This is a genomic window from Burkholderia sp. Bp9012, assembly GCF_003853825.1.
GTDB classification, from domain to species: Bacteria; Pseudomonadota; Gammaproteobacteria; order Burkholderiales; family Burkholderiaceae; genus Burkholderia; species Burkholderia diffusa.
The window spans coordinates 270,218-286,103 of sequence record NZ_QTQA01000001.1 but is presented as its reverse complement, the minus strand read 5'-3'; the positions used below and the strand labels follow the sequence as shown (position 1 = coordinate 286,103).

At 66.7% G+C, this 15,886-nt stretch carries 14 protein-coding genes; 2 read left to right on the top strand and 12 right to left on the bottom strand.

The genetic code is table 11. The features are described from left to right. Nucleotides 1-9: 9 nt before the first annotated feature. The 3 genes from DIE11_RS01290 to DIE11_RS01280 are packed head-to-tail and all read right to left on the bottom strand — an operon-like array spanning nt 10 to nt 3,572. Nucleotides 10-1,026: a YaiO family outer membrane beta-barrel protein gene (locus DIE11_RS01290; RefSeq protein WP_124621008.1), complete on the bottom strand. Its 1,017-nt coding sequence runs from the start codon at nt 1,024-1,026 to the stop codon at nt 10-12. 11 nt (nt 1,027-1,037) lie between these two features. Then, entirely contained in the window at nt 1,038-2,033 is a 996-nt protein-coding gene (locus DIE11_RS01285) for a polymer-forming cytoskeletal protein (protein WP_124621006.1), read from the bottom strand. A gap of 3 nt (nt 2,034-2,036) precedes the next feature. Continuing rightward, nucleotides 2,037-3,572 carry a glycosyltransferase family 2 protein gene (locus DIE11_RS01280; RefSeq protein WP_124621004.1) on the bottom strand — a complete coding sequence of 512 codons (1,536 nt, stop codon included), beginning with the start codon at nt 3,570-3,572 and terminating at the stop codon, nt 2,037-2,039. 1,244 nt (nt 3,573-4,816) lie between these two features. On the opposite strand from DIE11_RS01280, the gene wecB reads away from it, so the two are divergent. Beyond that, a complete protein-coding gene (gene wecB / locus DIE11_RS01275) occupies nt 4,817-6,034 on the top strand; it encodes a non-hydrolyzing UDP-N-acetylglucosamine 2-epimerase (protein ID WP_124621002.1) in 1,218 nt (405 codons plus the stop codon). A 126-nt stretch (nt 6,035-6,160) separates the two neighbouring features. Here the strand turns inward: wecB and DIE11_RS01270 are convergent, their stop codons facing one another. From DIE11_RS01270 to DIE11_RS01245, 6 genes are all read right to left on the bottom strand, one after another. Next, nucleotides 6,161-7,057, bottom strand: coding sequence for a hypothetical protein (locus DIE11_RS01270; RefSeq protein ID WP_260437058.1), 897 nt, complete (start codon nt 7,055-7,057; stop codon nt 6,161-6,163). Further along, nucleotides 7,050-8,912, bottom strand: coding sequence for a methyl-accepting chemotaxis protein (locus tag DIE11_RS01265; RefSeq protein ID WP_124621000.1), 1,863 nt, complete (start codon nt 8,910-8,912; stop codon nt 7,050-7,052). The genes DIE11_RS01270 and DIE11_RS01265 overlap by 8 nt, the downstream gene beginning before the upstream one ends. Nucleotides 8,913-9,061: 149 nt before the next feature. Beyond that, nucleotides 9,062-9,739, bottom strand: coding sequence for an OmpA family protein (locus tag DIE11_RS01260; protein WP_124620998.1), 678 nt, complete (start codon nt 9,737-9,739; stop codon nt 9,062-9,064). Nucleotides 9,740-9,757: 18 nt separating this feature from the next. Continuing rightward, nucleotides 9,758-10,522: a flagellar motor protein gene (locus DIE11_RS01255; RefSeq protein ID WP_124620997.1), complete on the bottom strand. Its 765-nt coding sequence runs from the start codon at nt 10,520-10,522 to the stop codon at nt 9,758-9,760. Between the two features lie 22 nt (nt 10,523-10,544). Beyond that, nucleotides 10,545-11,792 (bottom strand): Crp/Fnr family transcriptional regulator, encoded by a 1,248-nt coding sequence (locus DIE11_RS01250; protein ID WP_124620995.1) that lies wholly within the window; start codon nt 11,790-11,792, stop codon nt 10,545-10,547. Nucleotides 11,793-12,027: 235 nt separating this feature from the next. Continuing rightward, on the bottom strand, nt 12,028-12,690 hold the full coding sequence (locus DIE11_RS01245) for a glutathione S-transferase family protein (RefSeq protein ID WP_124620993.1): 663 nt from the start codon (nt 12,688-12,690) through the stop codon (nt 12,028-12,030). A gap of 300 nt (nt 12,691-12,990) precedes the next feature. Between DIE11_RS01245 and DIE11_RS01240 the strand changes: the two genes are divergently transcribed. Beyond that, complete coding sequence (locus tag DIE11_RS01240) at nt 12,991-14,349, top strand: polyhydroxyalkanoate depolymerase (RefSeq protein WP_059601456.1); 1,359 nt, start codon at nt 12,991-12,993, stop codon at nt 14,347-14,349. Between the two features lie 123 nt (nt 14,350-14,472). Here DIE11_RS01240 and DIE11_RS01235 read toward each other — a convergent pair whose 3' ends face one another. From DIE11_RS01235 to DIE11_RS01230, 3 genes are all read right to left on the bottom strand, one after another. Beyond that, nucleotides 14,473-14,940: a DUF3761 domain-containing protein gene (locus tag DIE11_RS01235; RefSeq protein WP_059503738.1), complete on the bottom strand. Its 468-nt coding sequence runs from the start codon at nt 14,938-14,940 to the stop codon at nt 14,473-14,475. Nucleotides 14,941-15,008: 68 nt separating this feature from the next. After that, complete coding sequence (locus DIE11_RS36135) at nt 15,009-15,146, bottom strand: HHHH-motif protein (protein WP_174908495.1); 138 nt, start codon at nt 15,144-15,146, stop codon at nt 15,009-15,011. Nucleotides 15,147-15,437: 291 nt separating this feature from the next. Next, complete coding sequence (locus tag DIE11_RS01230; protein WP_059601454.1) at nt 15,438-15,872, bottom strand: cupin domain-containing protein; 435 nt, start codon at nt 15,870-15,872, stop codon at nt 15,438-15,440. Between the last annotated feature and the right edge of the window lie 14 nt (nt 15,873-15,886).

Here is a 15,886-nt window from a genome sequence, read left to right as displayed (position 1 = left end):
CCGCTCCCGCTACCAGCGATAGAACACGCTCAGCTCGCCGCCGATCCGTGAATAGTAGGGGTTATGGTAGTAGTCGAACTCGACTTGCGTACCCCACTTGCGCGTGAACCAGTAGCGCCATTTCGCGCTCACTTCATGACTGCGGAAATCGGCGATCTGCGAACCGGATCCGGTGACCTGGTAAGCCTCGCGCCCGAACCCGCCACGCAGCACGATCACGCTCTTGCCGACCTCGCCGTAGGTGACCGCGCCGTAGTATTGCGGCGCCTTCACCGACCCCGGCGAATCGACCGTGTAGTTGGTACCCGCCTCGAAGATCCACTTCGGCAGCGCATACCAGATCAGGCCCGCGTGATACAGCTGATCCCTGTGGCCGCTGCGGTTCCATGCATAGCCCGCGCCCAGCGACACGATCAGCGACCGGTTGGACAGCAGCTTGCGGTTGATCGAGAGGTCGACGCGCGCGCTCGGCAGGATCGTCCCGGACGTGGTGCCGGAAAAACCGATGCCGCCGAACCAGTCCGGTCCGAGGTCCTGCACATACGTCAATGCGCCCAGCTGCGTGCTCTCGCCGAAGCGATGCAGCTGCGCCAGCTCGCCGAGTATCGTGCGACCACCGTCCTGATAGACGCCGCGCACGTGCACGCCGTACCAGTCGCCATACCCGTGCGTCAGGTGTGCGCTGGACACGCCGAGCGACATCTCGGCATGCCGTTCGCTCGGCGCCTGCACGTGCGCGATCACGGCGTCTGGCAACGGCGGCCGGTTCGTATCGTCAGGCGAGAATTCCGCGAGCGACGTGCCGTCCGGCAGGCCATCGGCGGACACGCGCACGAACGCGGGCGTGTCGAGCATGCGCGGCACGATGACGGGCACGGCGGCGTCGGGCGACTGCGCGGGTGCCGGCGCGCCGGCATCATCCGGCTGCGCCGCGAGCACCGGCAGCGGGCCGACGGCAACGCCGCACAGCACCGCCAGTGCGGCGACCGGTGCGCGCGAGCGGCGACGGCGGGATCGATCGGACATGGAGGTGCTCCTTAACGGGATGCATGGAACCAGCCGCTGCGGCATGCGACGAGGTCGCCGTGCACGCATGCATGGCCGACGACCGAGACGTCGCGCGCACAGGCGCTGACAGGATGACCGGTGACGCCGATGCGCGCGCCGGTCAGACGCAGCAGCCCACCAGCCGACACGACGCCGTCGATGCAGCTGCCGCTGGCGAGCAGCACGTCGTCCCGCGCGAACACCGAGCCGTGCAGGAATGCATGGCGCTCGAGCTCGACGCGATGCGCCTTGACGCTGCCGCGCAGCACGCAGCCGTCACCGAGCACCAGCGTGCCCTCCACGACGAGGTTGCCCTGCACGACCGTATGTGCGGGCAGACGCACGTCGCAGGAGAGCAGGTAGCGGCCGTGCACGTAGCGATGCGGCAGCCTGGAAAAGTGGCGCGTCAGCGAGACCGCACGGCGCGGCGCGACGGCCGTATCGTCGGCCGGTAGCACCGACACCTTGCCGAAGACGATCGGCTCGCCGTACAGGCACGCGAAGCCGCCGGCACCATGCAGGTATACCGTCCCGCCCACCACGACGCCGCGCAGCACCGCGCTATCGACGTCGATATGCGGCGCGTGTGCGAGCATGCCGATCGTCGCGCCGGCATGAACGTCGATGCGCTGCTCGGCGAACGCATACGTGGCCCGCGCGCCGCGGTCGAGCGTGATCGCGCGATCGGCGTAGAGCACGTCCTCGCAATGCTCGTCGTGCACGACGCGGATCTCGTCGTCATGCCGGACCAGGAGCCCGAGCGCGTGCCACGGCGCCGTCACGGACGAATCGGCCGGCCGCGCACCGCCCACATGCACGCGCAGCGCATCGCGCCAGCGCGCGGCGAGCAGCGCCTGGTCGACGAACGGCCCGTCGCCGATCGGCAGTGCCGCCACGTCGCTGCGCCGGATCAGCTCGTGCAGCAGCGGCAGGAACGGCAGGCTCAGCACGCCTGCCACCGGCACCATCACATTGAAGGTCGTCATCGTTCACCGCCCCGGTTTCAGTTGCCGGCGAAAACGCTCGGTCTTGTCCCATTTCAGTTCGCGCCGCAACGCGGCATCGAGCACGAGCCCCCATAGCGCGGAGACCACGGCCGCGATCGTCACGCAAAAACCGACCACGTTGACCGGCACGAGCCGCAGGCGCGTCGCGCGACCGTCGAGCCGCGCGGCGACGACGATCTCGAAGAACACGCCGAAGTTGCCGAAGGTGCTGAACGCGAACAGCGCGAACAACGACACGAGCAGGCCGAGCGCGGTCGAGTTGACGCCATTGAGCAGATAAAGCGTGATCGCGGTGCCCCACGCGATCGCGAGCAGCGCGGGCATCAGGAACACGCCGAGCAGCAGCACGCCGTCCAGCCGGCAGCGCCGCGAGATCAGCGGATTGCGCAACACCGGACCGAAATAGCGCAGCAGCGTCTGGTTGTGCCCCTTCGCCCAGCGCGTCAGTTGCCGCGCGCGCACTGCCCAGCGCTCGGGCACTTCCTCATAGCATTCGGCGTGATTCAGGTAGACCGTGCGCCAGTCGCTCAGCAACAGGCGATAGGTCATGTCGGTATCCTCGGCGAGCATGTCGTCGCACCATCCGCCGACCGCATCGAGCGCACCCTTGCGGATGCCGCCGACCGTGCCGCCGTACTGCGGCACCAGGTTCAGGTTGTTGCGCGCCTGCTGGTTGACCTGATAGCCGCCCGCGCGCTCGAGATCGAGCAGCCGCGCGAGCAGGTTGCTGTCGGCGTTCTGCGGCACGACGCGGCCCATTACCGCGCCGACTTCCGGATCGAAGAACGGCGCGACGAGTTCCTTCAACAACCCGGGACGCGGCAGGTAGTCGGCATCGAACACCACCATGATGTCGCCGCGGATGAAGCGCAGCGCGTCCTTCAGCGCGGCCGCCTTGCCCGGCTTGCCGCTCTCGCGGTGAAACGGCTTGATGAGCTCGGGCGCCAGCGCCTGCACCTCGTCGATCAGCGCGCGCGTGTTGTCGGTCGAGCGGTCGTTGACCGGAATGATCGTCAGCCGGTCGTGCGGATAGGTCGTCGCGAGCAGCGCCATCAGGCAATCGACGACGACGGCTTCTTCGTTGTGCGCGGCGACGAACACCGTGAGCCGCGGCCATTCGCCATGGGTAACCGCCTGATAAGGTGCGTGCTGCGGCTTGAACAGACGGTCGAGACTGAACACGTAATGCCGCGCCGCGTAGACGCAGGTCAGAAGCGTGAACAGCCACAGGTAGGCGACACCGGGGATCAATAGCCAGTCGGGATCGAACGTGACCGGCTCGGTGCCGGCTGGCGCCGGTTCGAGCAACGCGTCCGCGTCGGTCGACGCGCGCACCGCGAACGGCGCGGCACCGACATAGGCGGTGCTGCGCTCTGCCGCGCCTGCGGCTGGCATGCCGATGCGCACCCGGTCGACGAACGGCCGCGATGCGGTGTCGTGCACGACCTGCGAGCAGGCCAGCACGATCAGCAGCAGGATGCCTTCGACGCAGAGCGACACCGTCCGACGGTTCTTCATGTCCTGGCCCCCGTGCCGGCGACGGCGGCAGCCGAGCGCTTGCGCCCGGGCCGTGAATCGCGCGGATGTCAATGGGAAGTGGCCGCACGTTCGTCGTGCAAGCGCGGGCGTCTTCCGCGCCGGACGAAAGTGTCGTGCCGCTTTCCGGATTCGTTGCTTTGGCGTCCCTGTCCGTCTGCTGTCGTTGGAGCACGTCGGAACGCACCTGTCCGCCCAGAACAAGCAAGCGGCGAGCCATCGGCCGCCGGGCCCCGTGCGGCAAGGACCGGCGATCAGGCAGCGGGCGCGGCCGGGGCGGCGGCCGAGTGTTTTTGATTCACCGGCGAATCAGCTTTTGGCACGGCATGTGCGGTCGGCATCGCGATCCGTTCGCGTTGCGCGGCGAATTGTCTGTTCATCGCACGTGCATCGCCTCGAACGATGCCGCTTCGCGACGCGGTCAGTCGCGAAGCGCCGGCGCACGGACCCCGGCCGGGAAACGTGCGCGCTACCACCGGCGCGCGCGCCGGAAGGCCGTCATGCGGGCACGCCAGCCGCATTCCGGCCGCGCGTTACAGATACGCAACATTTCGCGCCTGTCGACTCGGGCAGCGCGAGCGATGCGGCGCGACGGGCAAATCATTTGTCCATGACCCGATCCGGATGATCCGCGTCGCGCCTTTCATTGCCCAGACAAAATTCGCATATCGAATCGATTCAATGCGCTTCGAAAGACGGGTGCCGTTCGGGCGGCAGTCGACGCTCGAGCCAGGCCGCCATTCTTCGAATGACGCGACCGGACCGCTCGCGCGCACGGTCGCCCGTTTATCTGCACCGTGGCCGTCCACCGATGTGACCTTCGTAGCAGTTGTGAAACGTTCCGTAGCGAACCGCGCGTGCCGCGCGAATTGGAACCGGACGCAGGGGCCGCTGGTTTGAATATTGCTGTATGGAAAGCGGGATCACCTTACCGGCGCGTCGGCGCGCGGCAACGCGAATCGTGTGACGGAAGGACGTGGCGATCGACACAGTGAGGAACGCTCATGACGTGATTGACGAGGTGCAAGGGGGCCTCCGTAGTCCGACGATTGCGTGGCGGAGACCGCGCGGACAAGAACGGTGCGCTCGCCCCGCCACATCGCTGAATGTCGCGCGGCCGATGCCGGCCGGCGTGGCCGCATGCGGGGACGGGATGGGTCGCCTGCAACCAAGCTTGGCGCCAGATGCCGGGGCTTCCGGCGCGAAGATGCTCAACGAGGAAAACGATGAAGAAGATCTTGCTTGTATTCGGGACCCGGCCGGAAGCCATCAAGATGGCGCCGCTCGTCCGCGCGCTGAAGTCGCGCAAGGATGTCGACGCCCGTGTGTGCGTTACCGCCCAGCATCGGGAAATGCTGGATCAGGTCCTCACCTTGTTCGACATCAAGCCAGACTACGATCTCAATCTGATGCGCCAGAGCCAGACGCTGACCGACGTGACGACCGGCATTCTTCAGGCGATCGGGATCGTCTTCGACGACTTTCGCCCCGACGTCGTCCTGGTGCACGGCGACACGACGACGACGCTGGCCGTCAGTCTCGCGGCGTTCTACCGCTATCTGCCGGTCGGACACGTGGAAGCGGGACTGCGCAGCGGCGACATCTGGTCGCCGTGGCCGGAGGAATTGAATCGCCGCGTAACCGATGCGGTGTCGTCATGGCATTTCGCGCCGACCGGCCAGGCGCGAGACAACCTGTTCAGCGAAGGCGTGCCGGTCGGCGCGGTCGTGATGACGGGCAACACCGTGATCGATGCGCTGCACGACGTCAAACGCATGCTCGACCACGATTCCGTGCTCAACGACAAGGTCGCCGCGCACTTTCCTTTTCTCGATCCGTCCCGCCGCGTCGTGCTGATCACCGGCCATCGCCGCGAGAGCTTCGGGGAGCCGTTCCGGCATTTCTGCGAGGCACTCTGCACGCTCGCCAACCGCTATCGCGATGCGCAGTTCGTCTATCCGCTGCACCTGAATCCGCACGTGCGCGAGCCGGCGCGTGCGCTGCTCGGCAGCGTGCCGAACATTTACCTGATCGAGCCGCAGGAATATCTTTCGTTCGTATTCCTGATGTCTCGCGCGTATTTCATCATCACCGATTCAGGCGGCATCCAGGAGGAAGGGCCTGCGCTCGGCAAGCCGGTGCTCGTCACGCGCGAGACGACCGAGCGGCCCGAAGCGATCCAGGCCGGTACCGCGCGGCTCGTCGGCACGGACCAGGAGCGAATCGTCTGGGAGGCGTCGCGGCTGTTCGACAGCGAAAGCGCGTACGAGGAAATGGCGCGCGCGAGCAATCCGTATGGCGACGGCCATGCGAGCGAGCGGATCGTTCACGCGCTGATGCATTCGCCGGGCGCGACTGCGACGGCGACGAGCTTTTCGCTGGGGGCCGCCGAGATGCCGTTCAACGCGCTCACGCTGGGGTTGCAGGCGTTGCGGTCGCCTTGAATCCGGTCATCGGACGATATGCCGACGGGCGACGACGCGCGCTGTCGCCGCCCGTCGTTCGCCGGATGCGAACCGACGTCCCTCGCCGTCGAATCGCGCCGTGCGAACGCCGTCCGCTGCCGTCCGCTACCGGACCACGGCATCGGCCATCGATTGCGCCAGTGCGACGAGCCGCGGGTAGATCCGCTGTGACACCACCTGCCTGGCGAAACACGCCTGCCGCGCGTCCTCGGGCACGCGCCCCACGCTGCACGCCACGATCGGGCGCAGCGTCACGCTCTTCCACTGGATATAAACCCGTTCGCCCTGCCGGACCGACACGGCCAGCGTGTTCGGCCCGTCCGGCACGCCGTCCTGGCTTTCACCCAGCAGCCATGCCTTCACCACGCCGTCGGCCGGCTGCCGCTTGACGGGCAACTCGGCGAAGCGAAACGCAGCGGCGTCGTCGCTGAATACGTCCGTGTAAAGCGTTTCATTGTCGAGAATCGCGGCCACGTCGTCCGTCGGCTTGATGCCCGCATCCGCCGTGCTCGCCCACGCCTTCAGCAGCGGAACCGTCGTCACGACGAGATTCGTCTTGCCGTCGGCCGACTTGAAGGCCAGCCCGTCCGGCCCCGGCGGCACCCCGTCGACGGGGCCGACGCTCTGCACCGTGCCCGCCGCCTTCGCGGCAAACCCTTTCGCCCGCACCGTGCCGATGAGCCGGGCGAGCCGTGCATTCACGTCGGCCGTGTACTGTCGGTCGACACTCGGCCGATCTTCCGTTCGCGCCGCCGCCACGGCCGCCGCGGCGTTCTTCCGATAAGCAAGATACGAATCCGCCGGTGATGCGATCACCTTCGCCCCGACTGCGGCGAGCACCGCCGCGACCACCACCGCCCCTACCCCGACCTTCAGTCTTGAAATGCGCTTCATTTTTATGACGTACCGAATCCCGCGCCGACAGCGAAAACGTCTGCCGTGATCCCGCAGCCGACGTCCCTGAGAAGCGCACCATTCTAACGTCGTGCGCGCTTCATTCATCAACCTTGAATGCCGATACCAGCCGCGTCAGTTCCGCCGCCTGCTGCTTCAGGCTTTCCGCTGCCGCTGCGCTTTCCTCCACCAGCGCCGCATTCTGCTGCGTCATCTGATCGAGCGACTGCACCGCGTCGCCGATCTGGTCAATGCCGGCGCTCTGTTCAAGGCTCGCCTCGGCGATCTCGCTCATCATCGCGCTGACGCCCTGCACCTGCGATACGACGTCGCTCATCACCTTCCCGGCCTCGCTGACGAGCCGCGACCCGGCGTTCACCGTCCCCGCGCTGTGCTCGATCAGCGCCTTGATCTCCTTCGCCGCCTGCGCGCTGCGCTGCGCGAGGTTGCGCACTTCCGACGCAACGACCGCGAACCCGCGTCCCTGCTCGCCGGCGCGTGCGGCCTCGACCGCCGCATTCAGCGCGAGGATGTTCGTCTGGAACGAGATGCTGTCGATCATCACGATGATCTCGGAGATCCGCTGCGACGCATCGCTGATCTGCTCCATCGTCGTCACGACTTCACCCACGACGTGCCCGCCGCGCGTCGCCGTATCGGATGCGCCGGTGATCAGCTTCGCGGCCGTCGTCGCGGTTTCGGTGTTGTTGCGCACGACCGCCGTGATTTCCTCCATCGACGAAGCCGTCCGCTCGAGGTTGCTCGACTGCCCTTCGGTCCGCTCGCTGAGGTCCGCATTGCCCGACGCGATCTGCGCGGATCCGGTCGCGATCGACGCGGACGCAGCGCGAATCCGGTGGACGAGCGTCGACAACGACGACACGAAGCGGTTGAACGCGTCCGACAACTGGCCGATCTCGTCCTCGCTCTCGACCGTCATCCGGCGCGTCAGGTCGCCCTGGCCGCTCGCGATCTCCGACAGCAGCGTCGCCGCGCGGCGGATCGGCGCGGCGATCGCGCGTCCGACCAGCCAGATCACGACCAGCGCGACGCCGAGGCCCGCGACCGCGGCGACCAGCGCCGCGCTGCGAATCGCACGCGTCACCGGGCCGAGCAGTTCGGCCTGCGGCACTTCGACGACCACATACGCATTCAGCTCCGGAATGAACGACGTCGCGATGAAGCGCGCACCGCCGTCGCCGTCGTAGCTCAGGTACGCATACGGCTTGCCGGCCAGCAGCGTCGACGACGCATCACCGGGCAGCCCCGGTTCGTCCTTCAGGAAGTGCTTGCCGTCGATCAGCGACGTATCGCGATGCATCATGATCGCGCCGTCGGGCCGCACGAGGAACGCGAACCCGGTATCGCCGATCCGGTACGCGGCGATCCCCGTCGCGAGCGCATCGACGGACAGGCTCATGCCGGTCGCGCCGACCGGCGTGCCGTCGAGTTCCACGCGGCTGTTGATGAACATCATGTAGCCGCCGGCCGTGACCTCGCGATCCATGTTCACTTCGTAGGTCTTGCCCGACGCGAGGAAGGTCGCGAGCCACCGATCGTTGTCGGTGACCTTCCGCTGCAGGCCGGCCTCGTTGTAGTAGTTGCCGCTCTTCACCGACACCCACTGCACGGACGCCGCCTTCTGCTCGTCCTTCACGTTCCTCGCCAGCTCGGTCCAGCTGCGCGTGCCGGCGTCGGGCTCGCCGTCGGCTTCCCATTGCAGCAGGAACGCATCGCGCGCGAGGACGCGCGACGCGGCGATCGGCCCGGCCATCTGCCGCTGCACGTCGGCGCGGATGCCGCTCACGGCCGTCGGCAGCTCTTCGCGGACGACGCGATCGCGCACGGCGTTGCCGATCAGGCGGACACTCAAGCCGCTCGAGATCGCGACGAACACGAGCAGGCAGCTCGTCATGCTGAGAACCAGCTTGTTCTGAATGGACAGCGTGCGCCAGAAATGCATGGGGAACCCTCGATAACCGCTCGGTCTGAGCCAGCTTGGGTTATCGGCAGGCGCGCGCGGAATCGCATCGCCGGCTTCACATGTTCGTCATGCGGGATCCGATATGTCGTTGACGGATAACCGTCGCGCGCCTGTCGAGGCTCGCACGCTCAATACGCGACGAAGATCGTCACGCGCCGGTTGCGCGCCCGCGCGGCCGCATCGTCGCCCGCGACGAGCGGCTGCGTATCGGCCCGCCCGATCGCGGCGAGCCGGTGAGGTGCGACGCCGCGATCGGCCAGATAGCGCACCACGCTGCCCGCCCGCGCGGACGACAGCTCCCAGTTCGATTCGTATTTCGCATTCGCGATCGGCACGCTGTCGGTGTGCCCTTCGACGAGAATGTCGCCGGTCGCATGCTCGCTCAGCGCCCGCGCGATCTGGCTCAGCACCGGCGTCGCATCGGACAGCAAACGTGCATCGCCGACGTTGAACAGGACCTTCGCGTCGATGCCGATCTCGATGCCGTGCGGCGCGCGCACAAGCGAGATGCGCCCGTTCGACTTCAGCGCGTCGAGCGATGCCAGCCATGCGGGGGCACGCTCGGGCATCGCTGCGCCCGGCGCGCTCGCGGTCCCGTTGTCGTGCCGCGCGAGCGTCTGATAGCGCGCGTCGAGCGCGTTGTATTTCGCGAGCTGCAGCACGTACAGCGCGAGAAACAGAACCATCAGGGTCGTGATGAGATCCGCGTAGGAAATCAGCCAGCGTCCGGACTGCGTGCCTTCGGCTTCGTCGTCGCGATCGGCGGCGGCCGAGCCCGCCCGCGCGCCGTCAGTTCGAGCGGTCATGTCGAAGCTCCCGGTGCGTCATGCGAGAGACTCAGCCGCGCGGCCGCGCACGTCGCCGGTCAGCCGCGTCTCGATCGTATGCGGCGATTCCTTGCGCGAGATCGCGAGCAGGCCGTCGAGATAGAGCTTGCGGAAACGCAATTCGCTGTCGATCTGCGCGCGCAGCTTGCCGTAGAGCGGCAGAAACACGAGGTTCGCAAACGCGAGGCCGTAGAGCGTCGCGATGAACGCGACCGCGATGCCCGGCCCGAGCTGCGCCGGTTCGAGAATGTGGCTCGTCACCTGGACCAGCCCGAGCACCGAGCCGAGAATGCCGAATGTCGGCGCATAGCCGCCGGCCTGCTGCCACACGCGCGCGGCCGCGAGCCGGCTGCGCTCGTATGCGTCGAGCTCGCGGTGCAGCGCGTCCTCGAGCACGGCGGTCGACACGCCGTTCGCGAGCAGTTCGAGCCCGCGTCGCGCGAACGGATGGATGCCGTTCACGTCCATCGATTCGAAGGCGAGCAACCCGTCGAGCTTCGCGCGATCGCCCCACTCCAGCAGGTCGGTCAGGTGCTTGCGGTCGACTTCCTGCGCACGCACGAACGCGAGTCGCAACTGTTTCACCGCATCGAAGAACCGCGCCCACGTGTTCTGGATCATCACCGCGCCGAGCGTACCGCCGAGCACGATCACGAGCGCCTCGAACTGGAACAGCGTCGAAAAATGCCCGCCTTCCAGTGCGAAGCCGAATACGATGGCCGCGCCGCCGAGCAGCACGCCGGCCAGAGTCAACAAGTCCATAGATGTCTCCGTCGGTCGCGCGTCACACGTCGGATGAAGCCAGCGGCATGGGTGCCGCACCTGCCGCCGGCGCCTTGGCCGCGCGCACGGCATCGAGCACGCGCCGTTCGATCTCCTCGATCTCGATCGGGTCGAGCTTCAGCTCACGGCGCATCACCCACGACACCTCGTTGCGCCGCGCTTCCGTCATCACGGAGAACAACTTGTCGGCCACCGCGCGATCGTCGAGGCTCGCGATCAGCTTTGCGAGATCGTAGGTATCGAATGCGCTGATCACGTCGAACAGCGTACGCTGATCGACCCACACGATATCCTCGAGCGCACGCACGTCGCCGCCGGCGCGCGGGCTGCGCCGCGAGAAATACGCAACGCCTTTCTGCTCGACGTAACCGAGCACTTTCGACTTGCGGAACGCGAACACCTCGTCGGCGATCTCGCCGTGCGACAGTTTGTTGAGCAGCAACTTCCGGTCGACGCCGATCAGCGCCTCGAGATCGGCCAGTTCGATCAGTTCGAGCTCGCTGTTGATCGACAGGTCGAGATCGTGATCGGCGACCTGCTGCGCGCGATCGACCACGCGCGCGGCATCGAACGTGACGACCTGGCGCGCATCCGATGACGCCGTGTAATCGGCCGCGCCGCCGGCATGGTCGGCCTGCGCGGCTTCGATCGTGACGAGATTGAGCTTCTCCATGCGGCGCAGCATCGCAAGCACGTGCGGGCGCGAATGGCCGGCGATCGCGCGACAGCGGCGAATCACGTCCGCGAGTGGCACCGATGCCTCGGCCGCTTGCGCCTGCATCGGCCGCCGCGACCACGCGTCGTCCGATCCGCGCGTGTCGGCACCCGCCATCAGCGACAGCACATGCGCATACGAGAGCACGCCCGGCATGAAGTCCGCGTGCGTATAGGTCGCGAGCTGGTCGTCCTTGCGCTTCACGCGCCGGATCATCGTGCGCACGACATGACGGAGCAGCGCCGACACGTGCTCGATTTCCTCGTCGAGCAGCGCGGCCGGCACGACCGTGAGCTGACAGAACGACAGCGCCTTCGCCGTATGCGCGCGCGGCTCGGATGAGAGCAGCGCGGATTCGCCGAAGAACTCGCCGCGCCCGAGCGTCGCGACGACGACACGCTTGTCTTCGCAGCGCGTCGACAACTCGACCTTGCCGTCGGCGATCAGAAAGATGACGGGCTCGCCGGCGAAGCCCTCCGAGTAGATGATCTCGCCGGGCGCGGCCGTACGCGTCCAAGATTGCTGACGATTCAAGTTGGTTCCCCTGCTGCGCTGGTTGTTGCGGACTGCGCGTCGGATGTCACATGCATGCGATCGACAGTCGTCCCCGTGCCCGCTTAACGTCATCCGGACCGGCATCCTTTAGGGAATTCGTGCTCGTTTCCAGCAAAAATCAACGTGAAACGTTTGCGAGCTGCACGGCCGCAGCGGTGATTCGTTTCGATGGACGTGCCTGCGTCCGATTCAGGGAACGAAGGTGCGTCGCGCGTCAGAACTCCATGTCCAGTTCGTCGATGTCCTCCTGCTCTGCTTTTGCGGCATCGATCCACTCCGCGACGAACGGATGCGCGAGGATGCGCATGCAGTACTCGGCGATATCGGGTTCGAGTTTCACGTCGTAGGTCAGGAATCGCGTGACGACCGGCGCGTACATCGCATCGGCGACACCGATCCGCTCGCCGAACAGCCAGGGGCCGCCGTATGCGGCCAGACAATCGCGCCAGATCGTCACGATGCGTTCGATGTCGTGCTGCGCACGCGACCAGATCCGGAAACCGGGAAAATGCGCGCGCAGGTTCATCGGCAGCGCGGAGCGCAGCGCGCTGAAACCGGAATGCATCTCGCCGCAGATCGACCGGCAATGCGCGCGCGCATGCCGGTCGTCGGGCAACAGTTGCGCCTGCGGCCGGATCTCGTTCAGATATTCGGCGATCGCAAGCGTGTCCCACACCCTGCTGCCGTCGTGCGTCAGGCACGGCACGAGGATCGACGGCGACAGCAGCAGCAGTTCCGCACGCGATGCCGCGTCGATCGGCGCGCTGACGGTCTCGAACACGAGCCCGCTCAACCTTGCGAGCAGCCAGCCGCGCATCGACCACGACGAGTAGTTGCGGCTGCTGATGGTCAACGTCGTCTGTCCGGTAGCTTCCATGTCGCTCTCCTGCTGATTGCCGTTCGTGCCCCTGCACCGAAAGCGCGCCGCGCCACGCGAACCGCACCACGCCAGTGCGGCGCGTTCGCCGAACTGGCGCACCGCCGCACGGTGTGGCGGCACGGCCGTTACCCCGAACCGCTGCAGTTGCGCGTGGCGTTCGGTCGTCCGGCTGCACGGAGCCACATGGGTCGCCGTGTGAGTCGCCGTGTTCGCGAACCGCGTGCAACGCGCGTGCCAGCCGCATGCTGGCATACGGCTTGCCTCGCTCCATGCAACGTGACGCAACGAGCGACGACCATGAACCTGCTTGCCTATCCGTTCTACCAATGGTCTGCCGAATGCCTGCGTCCGGCGCGCGCATGGGCGGCCGCCACACGCGCGACGATGTCGATGTGGCCGCCCGCCACGTCGACGCCGACGGGCCGCATGGTCGACGCGCTGTGCGAACTGCTCGAATGCTGCGCGTTCTCGCACCGGCGCCCGCCGTTCGGCATCGCGTCGGTGGTCGTCGACGGCGAATCGGTGCCGATCGTCGAGGAAGCCGCGGCGGCCACGCCGTTCGGCACGCTGCTGCATTTCCGCAAGGCACGGCCGGTTGCGCGCCAGCCACGCGTGCTGATCGTCGCGCCGATGTCCGGGCATTTCGCGACGCTGCTGCGCGGCACCGTCGACACGATGCTGGCCGATCACGACGTGTACATCACCGACTGGCACAACCCGCGAGACATCCCGCTTTCGGCCGGGCGTTTCGGCTTCGACGAATACGTCGGGCACGTGATCGATTTCATTCACCAGATCGGCCCGGACGCGCACGTGCTCGCGATCTGCCAGCCGACCGTCGCCGCGCTGTCGGCAGTCGCGCTGATGGCCGCCGGCGGAGATCCGACCCAACCCGCGAGCCTGACGCTGATGGCGGGGCCGATCGACTGCCGCGTGAATCCGACGAAAGTCAATGCGCTCGCCACGAGCCGGCCGATCGAATGGTTCGCGCGCAACCTGATCAGTGTCGTGCCGCCGGGCTTCGTCGGCGCGCAGCGTTGCGTGTATCCGGGCTTCGTGCAGGTCGGCGCGTTCATGTCGATGAATCCCGATCGCCATGCCGCTTCGTTTGCCGACCTCTACTACGAGCGTGCGAAAGGCGACTTGGCGAAAGCCGACACGCTGCGCCACTTCTACGACGAATACTTCGCGACGGCCGATCTCACCGCGGAGTTCTATCTGGAAACGGTCGAGAAAGTATTCCAGCAATACGCGCTCGCGCGCGGCGAACTGATGGTCGGCGACCGGCTGGTGGAACCGGCGGCGATCCACCGCACCGCGCTGCTGACGATCGAGGGCGAGAAGGACGACATCTGCGCCGTGGGCCAGACGGTGGCCGCGCAGGAGCTGTGTTCCGGATTGCCGCCTTACCTGAAAACGCACCACGTGCAGACGGGCGTGGGTCACTATGGCGTGTTCAACGGCAGCCGTTGGGAAACGCAGATCTATCCGATCGTACGTGCGACGATCCATGACAACGAACCGTACGATCGCAGCGCCGATACGGACGGCGGAGCGAGCGGCGCGCACTACGTGACGCTGCGGTCATTGCTCGACGCGCGCGCGGCCGATCACGATGCGGCGGCGACCGCGACGCAATCCGATCGCGTGCACTGAACGCGCGCGGTACGGCAGCGATGTACGCGGCACATCGGCGCTGCAAACGAATCGCCCCGCACGGATGGCGGGGCGCGATGTCGGTCAGTGCGCGAGCGGCAAGGCTCGCGCACGCCGTCGATATTACGAACAGGCCTTGCCGTGCGATGCGTGGTAGCCCTTCGCCTTCGCATCGGCTTCCGACATGTAGCTGCCGTGCTTCGTCTTGCCGTAGTACTTGTCGGTTGAGCAGTGGTAGACCTTCGTGCTGTCGTTGGCCCACACCTTGCCCGCGCCGCCGCCGGGCGCCGCTGCCGCGGTCGTCGCGGGCGCGCTCTTCGCCGGTGCCGCGCCCGATGCGGCGGAAGCGGAAGCCGCGGTCGCGGGGGCTGCGGCCGGTGCGCTGGCCGCGGCTGCCGACGATGCGCCGTACCACGTCTTCACGCCCTTGTGACCGGCGCATGCGCCCTTCTTCGACGCGCCCGAGTAGAACGATCCGTCCTTGCACAGCCCGGTCGTGCCGGCCGGCGCGCTGGCCGGAACCTGTGCGAACGCACCGATCGACATGCCCATGCCCGCGACGAGCGCGGCGATCAACATCGTCTTTTTCATAGTCCTCTCCTGATTTGCCTGAATGGGAACAACGTCCCGACGCGATGCGGGGAATACCGCGCCGCGGGTCAACGGACCCAGCGGCACACGCGGTGATGGTGGTGATCGAAATGGCACACGCGGTGCGAATGGGCTTCGGCCAGCGCCGGCACGAGCACGGCGCAGGCGACGGCCGTCACGGTCAGGATCTTCGCGATGCGGGTCATGACATTCTCCCGGGTAAGCCAGCCGGCGCTCCGGCTGTTATCCCCTTAACGCCGGCCACCGATGCGCCGTGCACCGCACCCGTGTCGAATTGACGATCTTTGACAGCGTGTAACGAAACGTCACGCGTGACTGACAAACAACCGTCAGTTCTTTCCATTTCATTACATGGCGAATGCTTTGGATATCGAATGACCGAAGCAGGACGAGGTGTCCGGACAAGATCAATAAAAAAACCGCCCGAAGGCGGTCTTTCACAGGCACGTGGATGCCTCGCGTGCGAAACAACGGGGCTACGCGCCCGCGTCGCCCCATGGCGTCGGCGCAGGCACTTCGCATGGCCCGTCGACGTCGATCGACTTGAAATCGGCCGGCCCGACGATCTCCAGATACTCCATGTCGGGCGAATAGTCGAACAGGTAATGCACGATTCCCGGTGCCTGGTGCACGCAGTCGCCGGCGTTCACCAGCGTCTCGCGGTCGCCGTACATGAAGCGCGCCCAGCCCTTCAGCATGATCACGATGTGGAACTCGGCCTCGTGACGGTGCCAGCCGGTGCCCGCCGCCGGTGCATGATTCGCCCTGACGAGTTGCGCGACGACCTTGCCGTTCGTCGCGGCCGCGATGCCGAGATCGCGATACAGGAAGAAGTCGCGCAGGCCTTCGCCTTGATACGCGGTGTCCTGCGGCCTCACGTGGGAAAACGCGGTAGGGGTCGGCGTGCTCATCGCGGTGCTCCTCG

Bases quoted from the DNA above. Each gene is read 5' to 3' on its own strand.
- DIE11_RS01290 (WP_124621008.1), bottom strand. From the start codon at position 1,026: ATGTCCGATCGATCCCGCCGTCGCCGCTCGCGCGCACCGGTCGCCGCA.
- DIE11_RS01285 (WP_124621006.1), bottom strand. From the start codon at position 2,033: ATGACGACCTTCAATGTGATGGTGCCGGTGGCAGGCGTGCTGAGCCTG.
- DIE11_RS01280 (WP_124621004.1), bottom strand. From the start codon at position 3,572: ATGAAGAACCGTCGGACGGTGTCGCTCTGCGTCGAAGGCATCCTGCTG.
- wecB (WP_124621002.1), top strand. From the start codon at position 4,817: ATGAAGAAGATCTTGCTTGTATTCGGGACCCGGCCGGAAGCCATCAAG.
- DIE11_RS01270 (WP_260437058.1), bottom strand. From the start codon at position 7,057: ATGAATGAAGCGCGCACGACGTTAGAATGGTGCGCTTCTCAGGGACGT.
- DIE11_RS01265 (WP_124621000.1), bottom strand. From the start codon at position 8,912: ATGCATTTCTGGCGCACGCTGTCCATTCAGAACAAGCTGGTTCTCAGC.
- DIE11_RS01260 (WP_124620998.1), bottom strand. From the start codon at position 9,739: ATGACCGCTCGAACTGACGGCGCGCGGGCGGGCTCGGCCGCCGCCGAT.
- DIE11_RS01255 (WP_124620997.1), bottom strand. From the start codon at position 10,522: ATGGACTTGTTGACTCTGGCCGGCGTGCTGCTCGGCGGCGCGGCCATC.
- DIE11_RS01245 (WP_124620993.1), bottom strand. From the start codon at position 12,690: ATGGAAGCTACCGGACAGACGACGTTGACCATCAGCAGCCGCAACTAC.
- DIE11_RS01240 (WP_059601456.1), top strand. From the start codon at position 12,991: ATGAACCTGCTTGCCTATCCGTTCTACCAATGGTCTGCCGAATGCCTG.
- DIE11_RS01235 (WP_059503738.1), bottom strand. From the start codon at position 14,940: ATGAAAAAGACGATGTTGATCGCCGCGCTCGTCGCGGGCATGGGCATG.
- DIE11_RS36135 (WP_174908495.1), bottom strand. From the start codon at position 15,146: ATGACCCGCATCGCGAAGATCCTGACCGTGACGGCCGTCGCCTGCGCC.
- DIE11_RS01230 (WP_059601454.1), bottom strand. From the start codon at position 15,872: ATGAGCACGCCGACCCCTACCGCGTTTTCCCACGTGAGGCCGCAGGAC.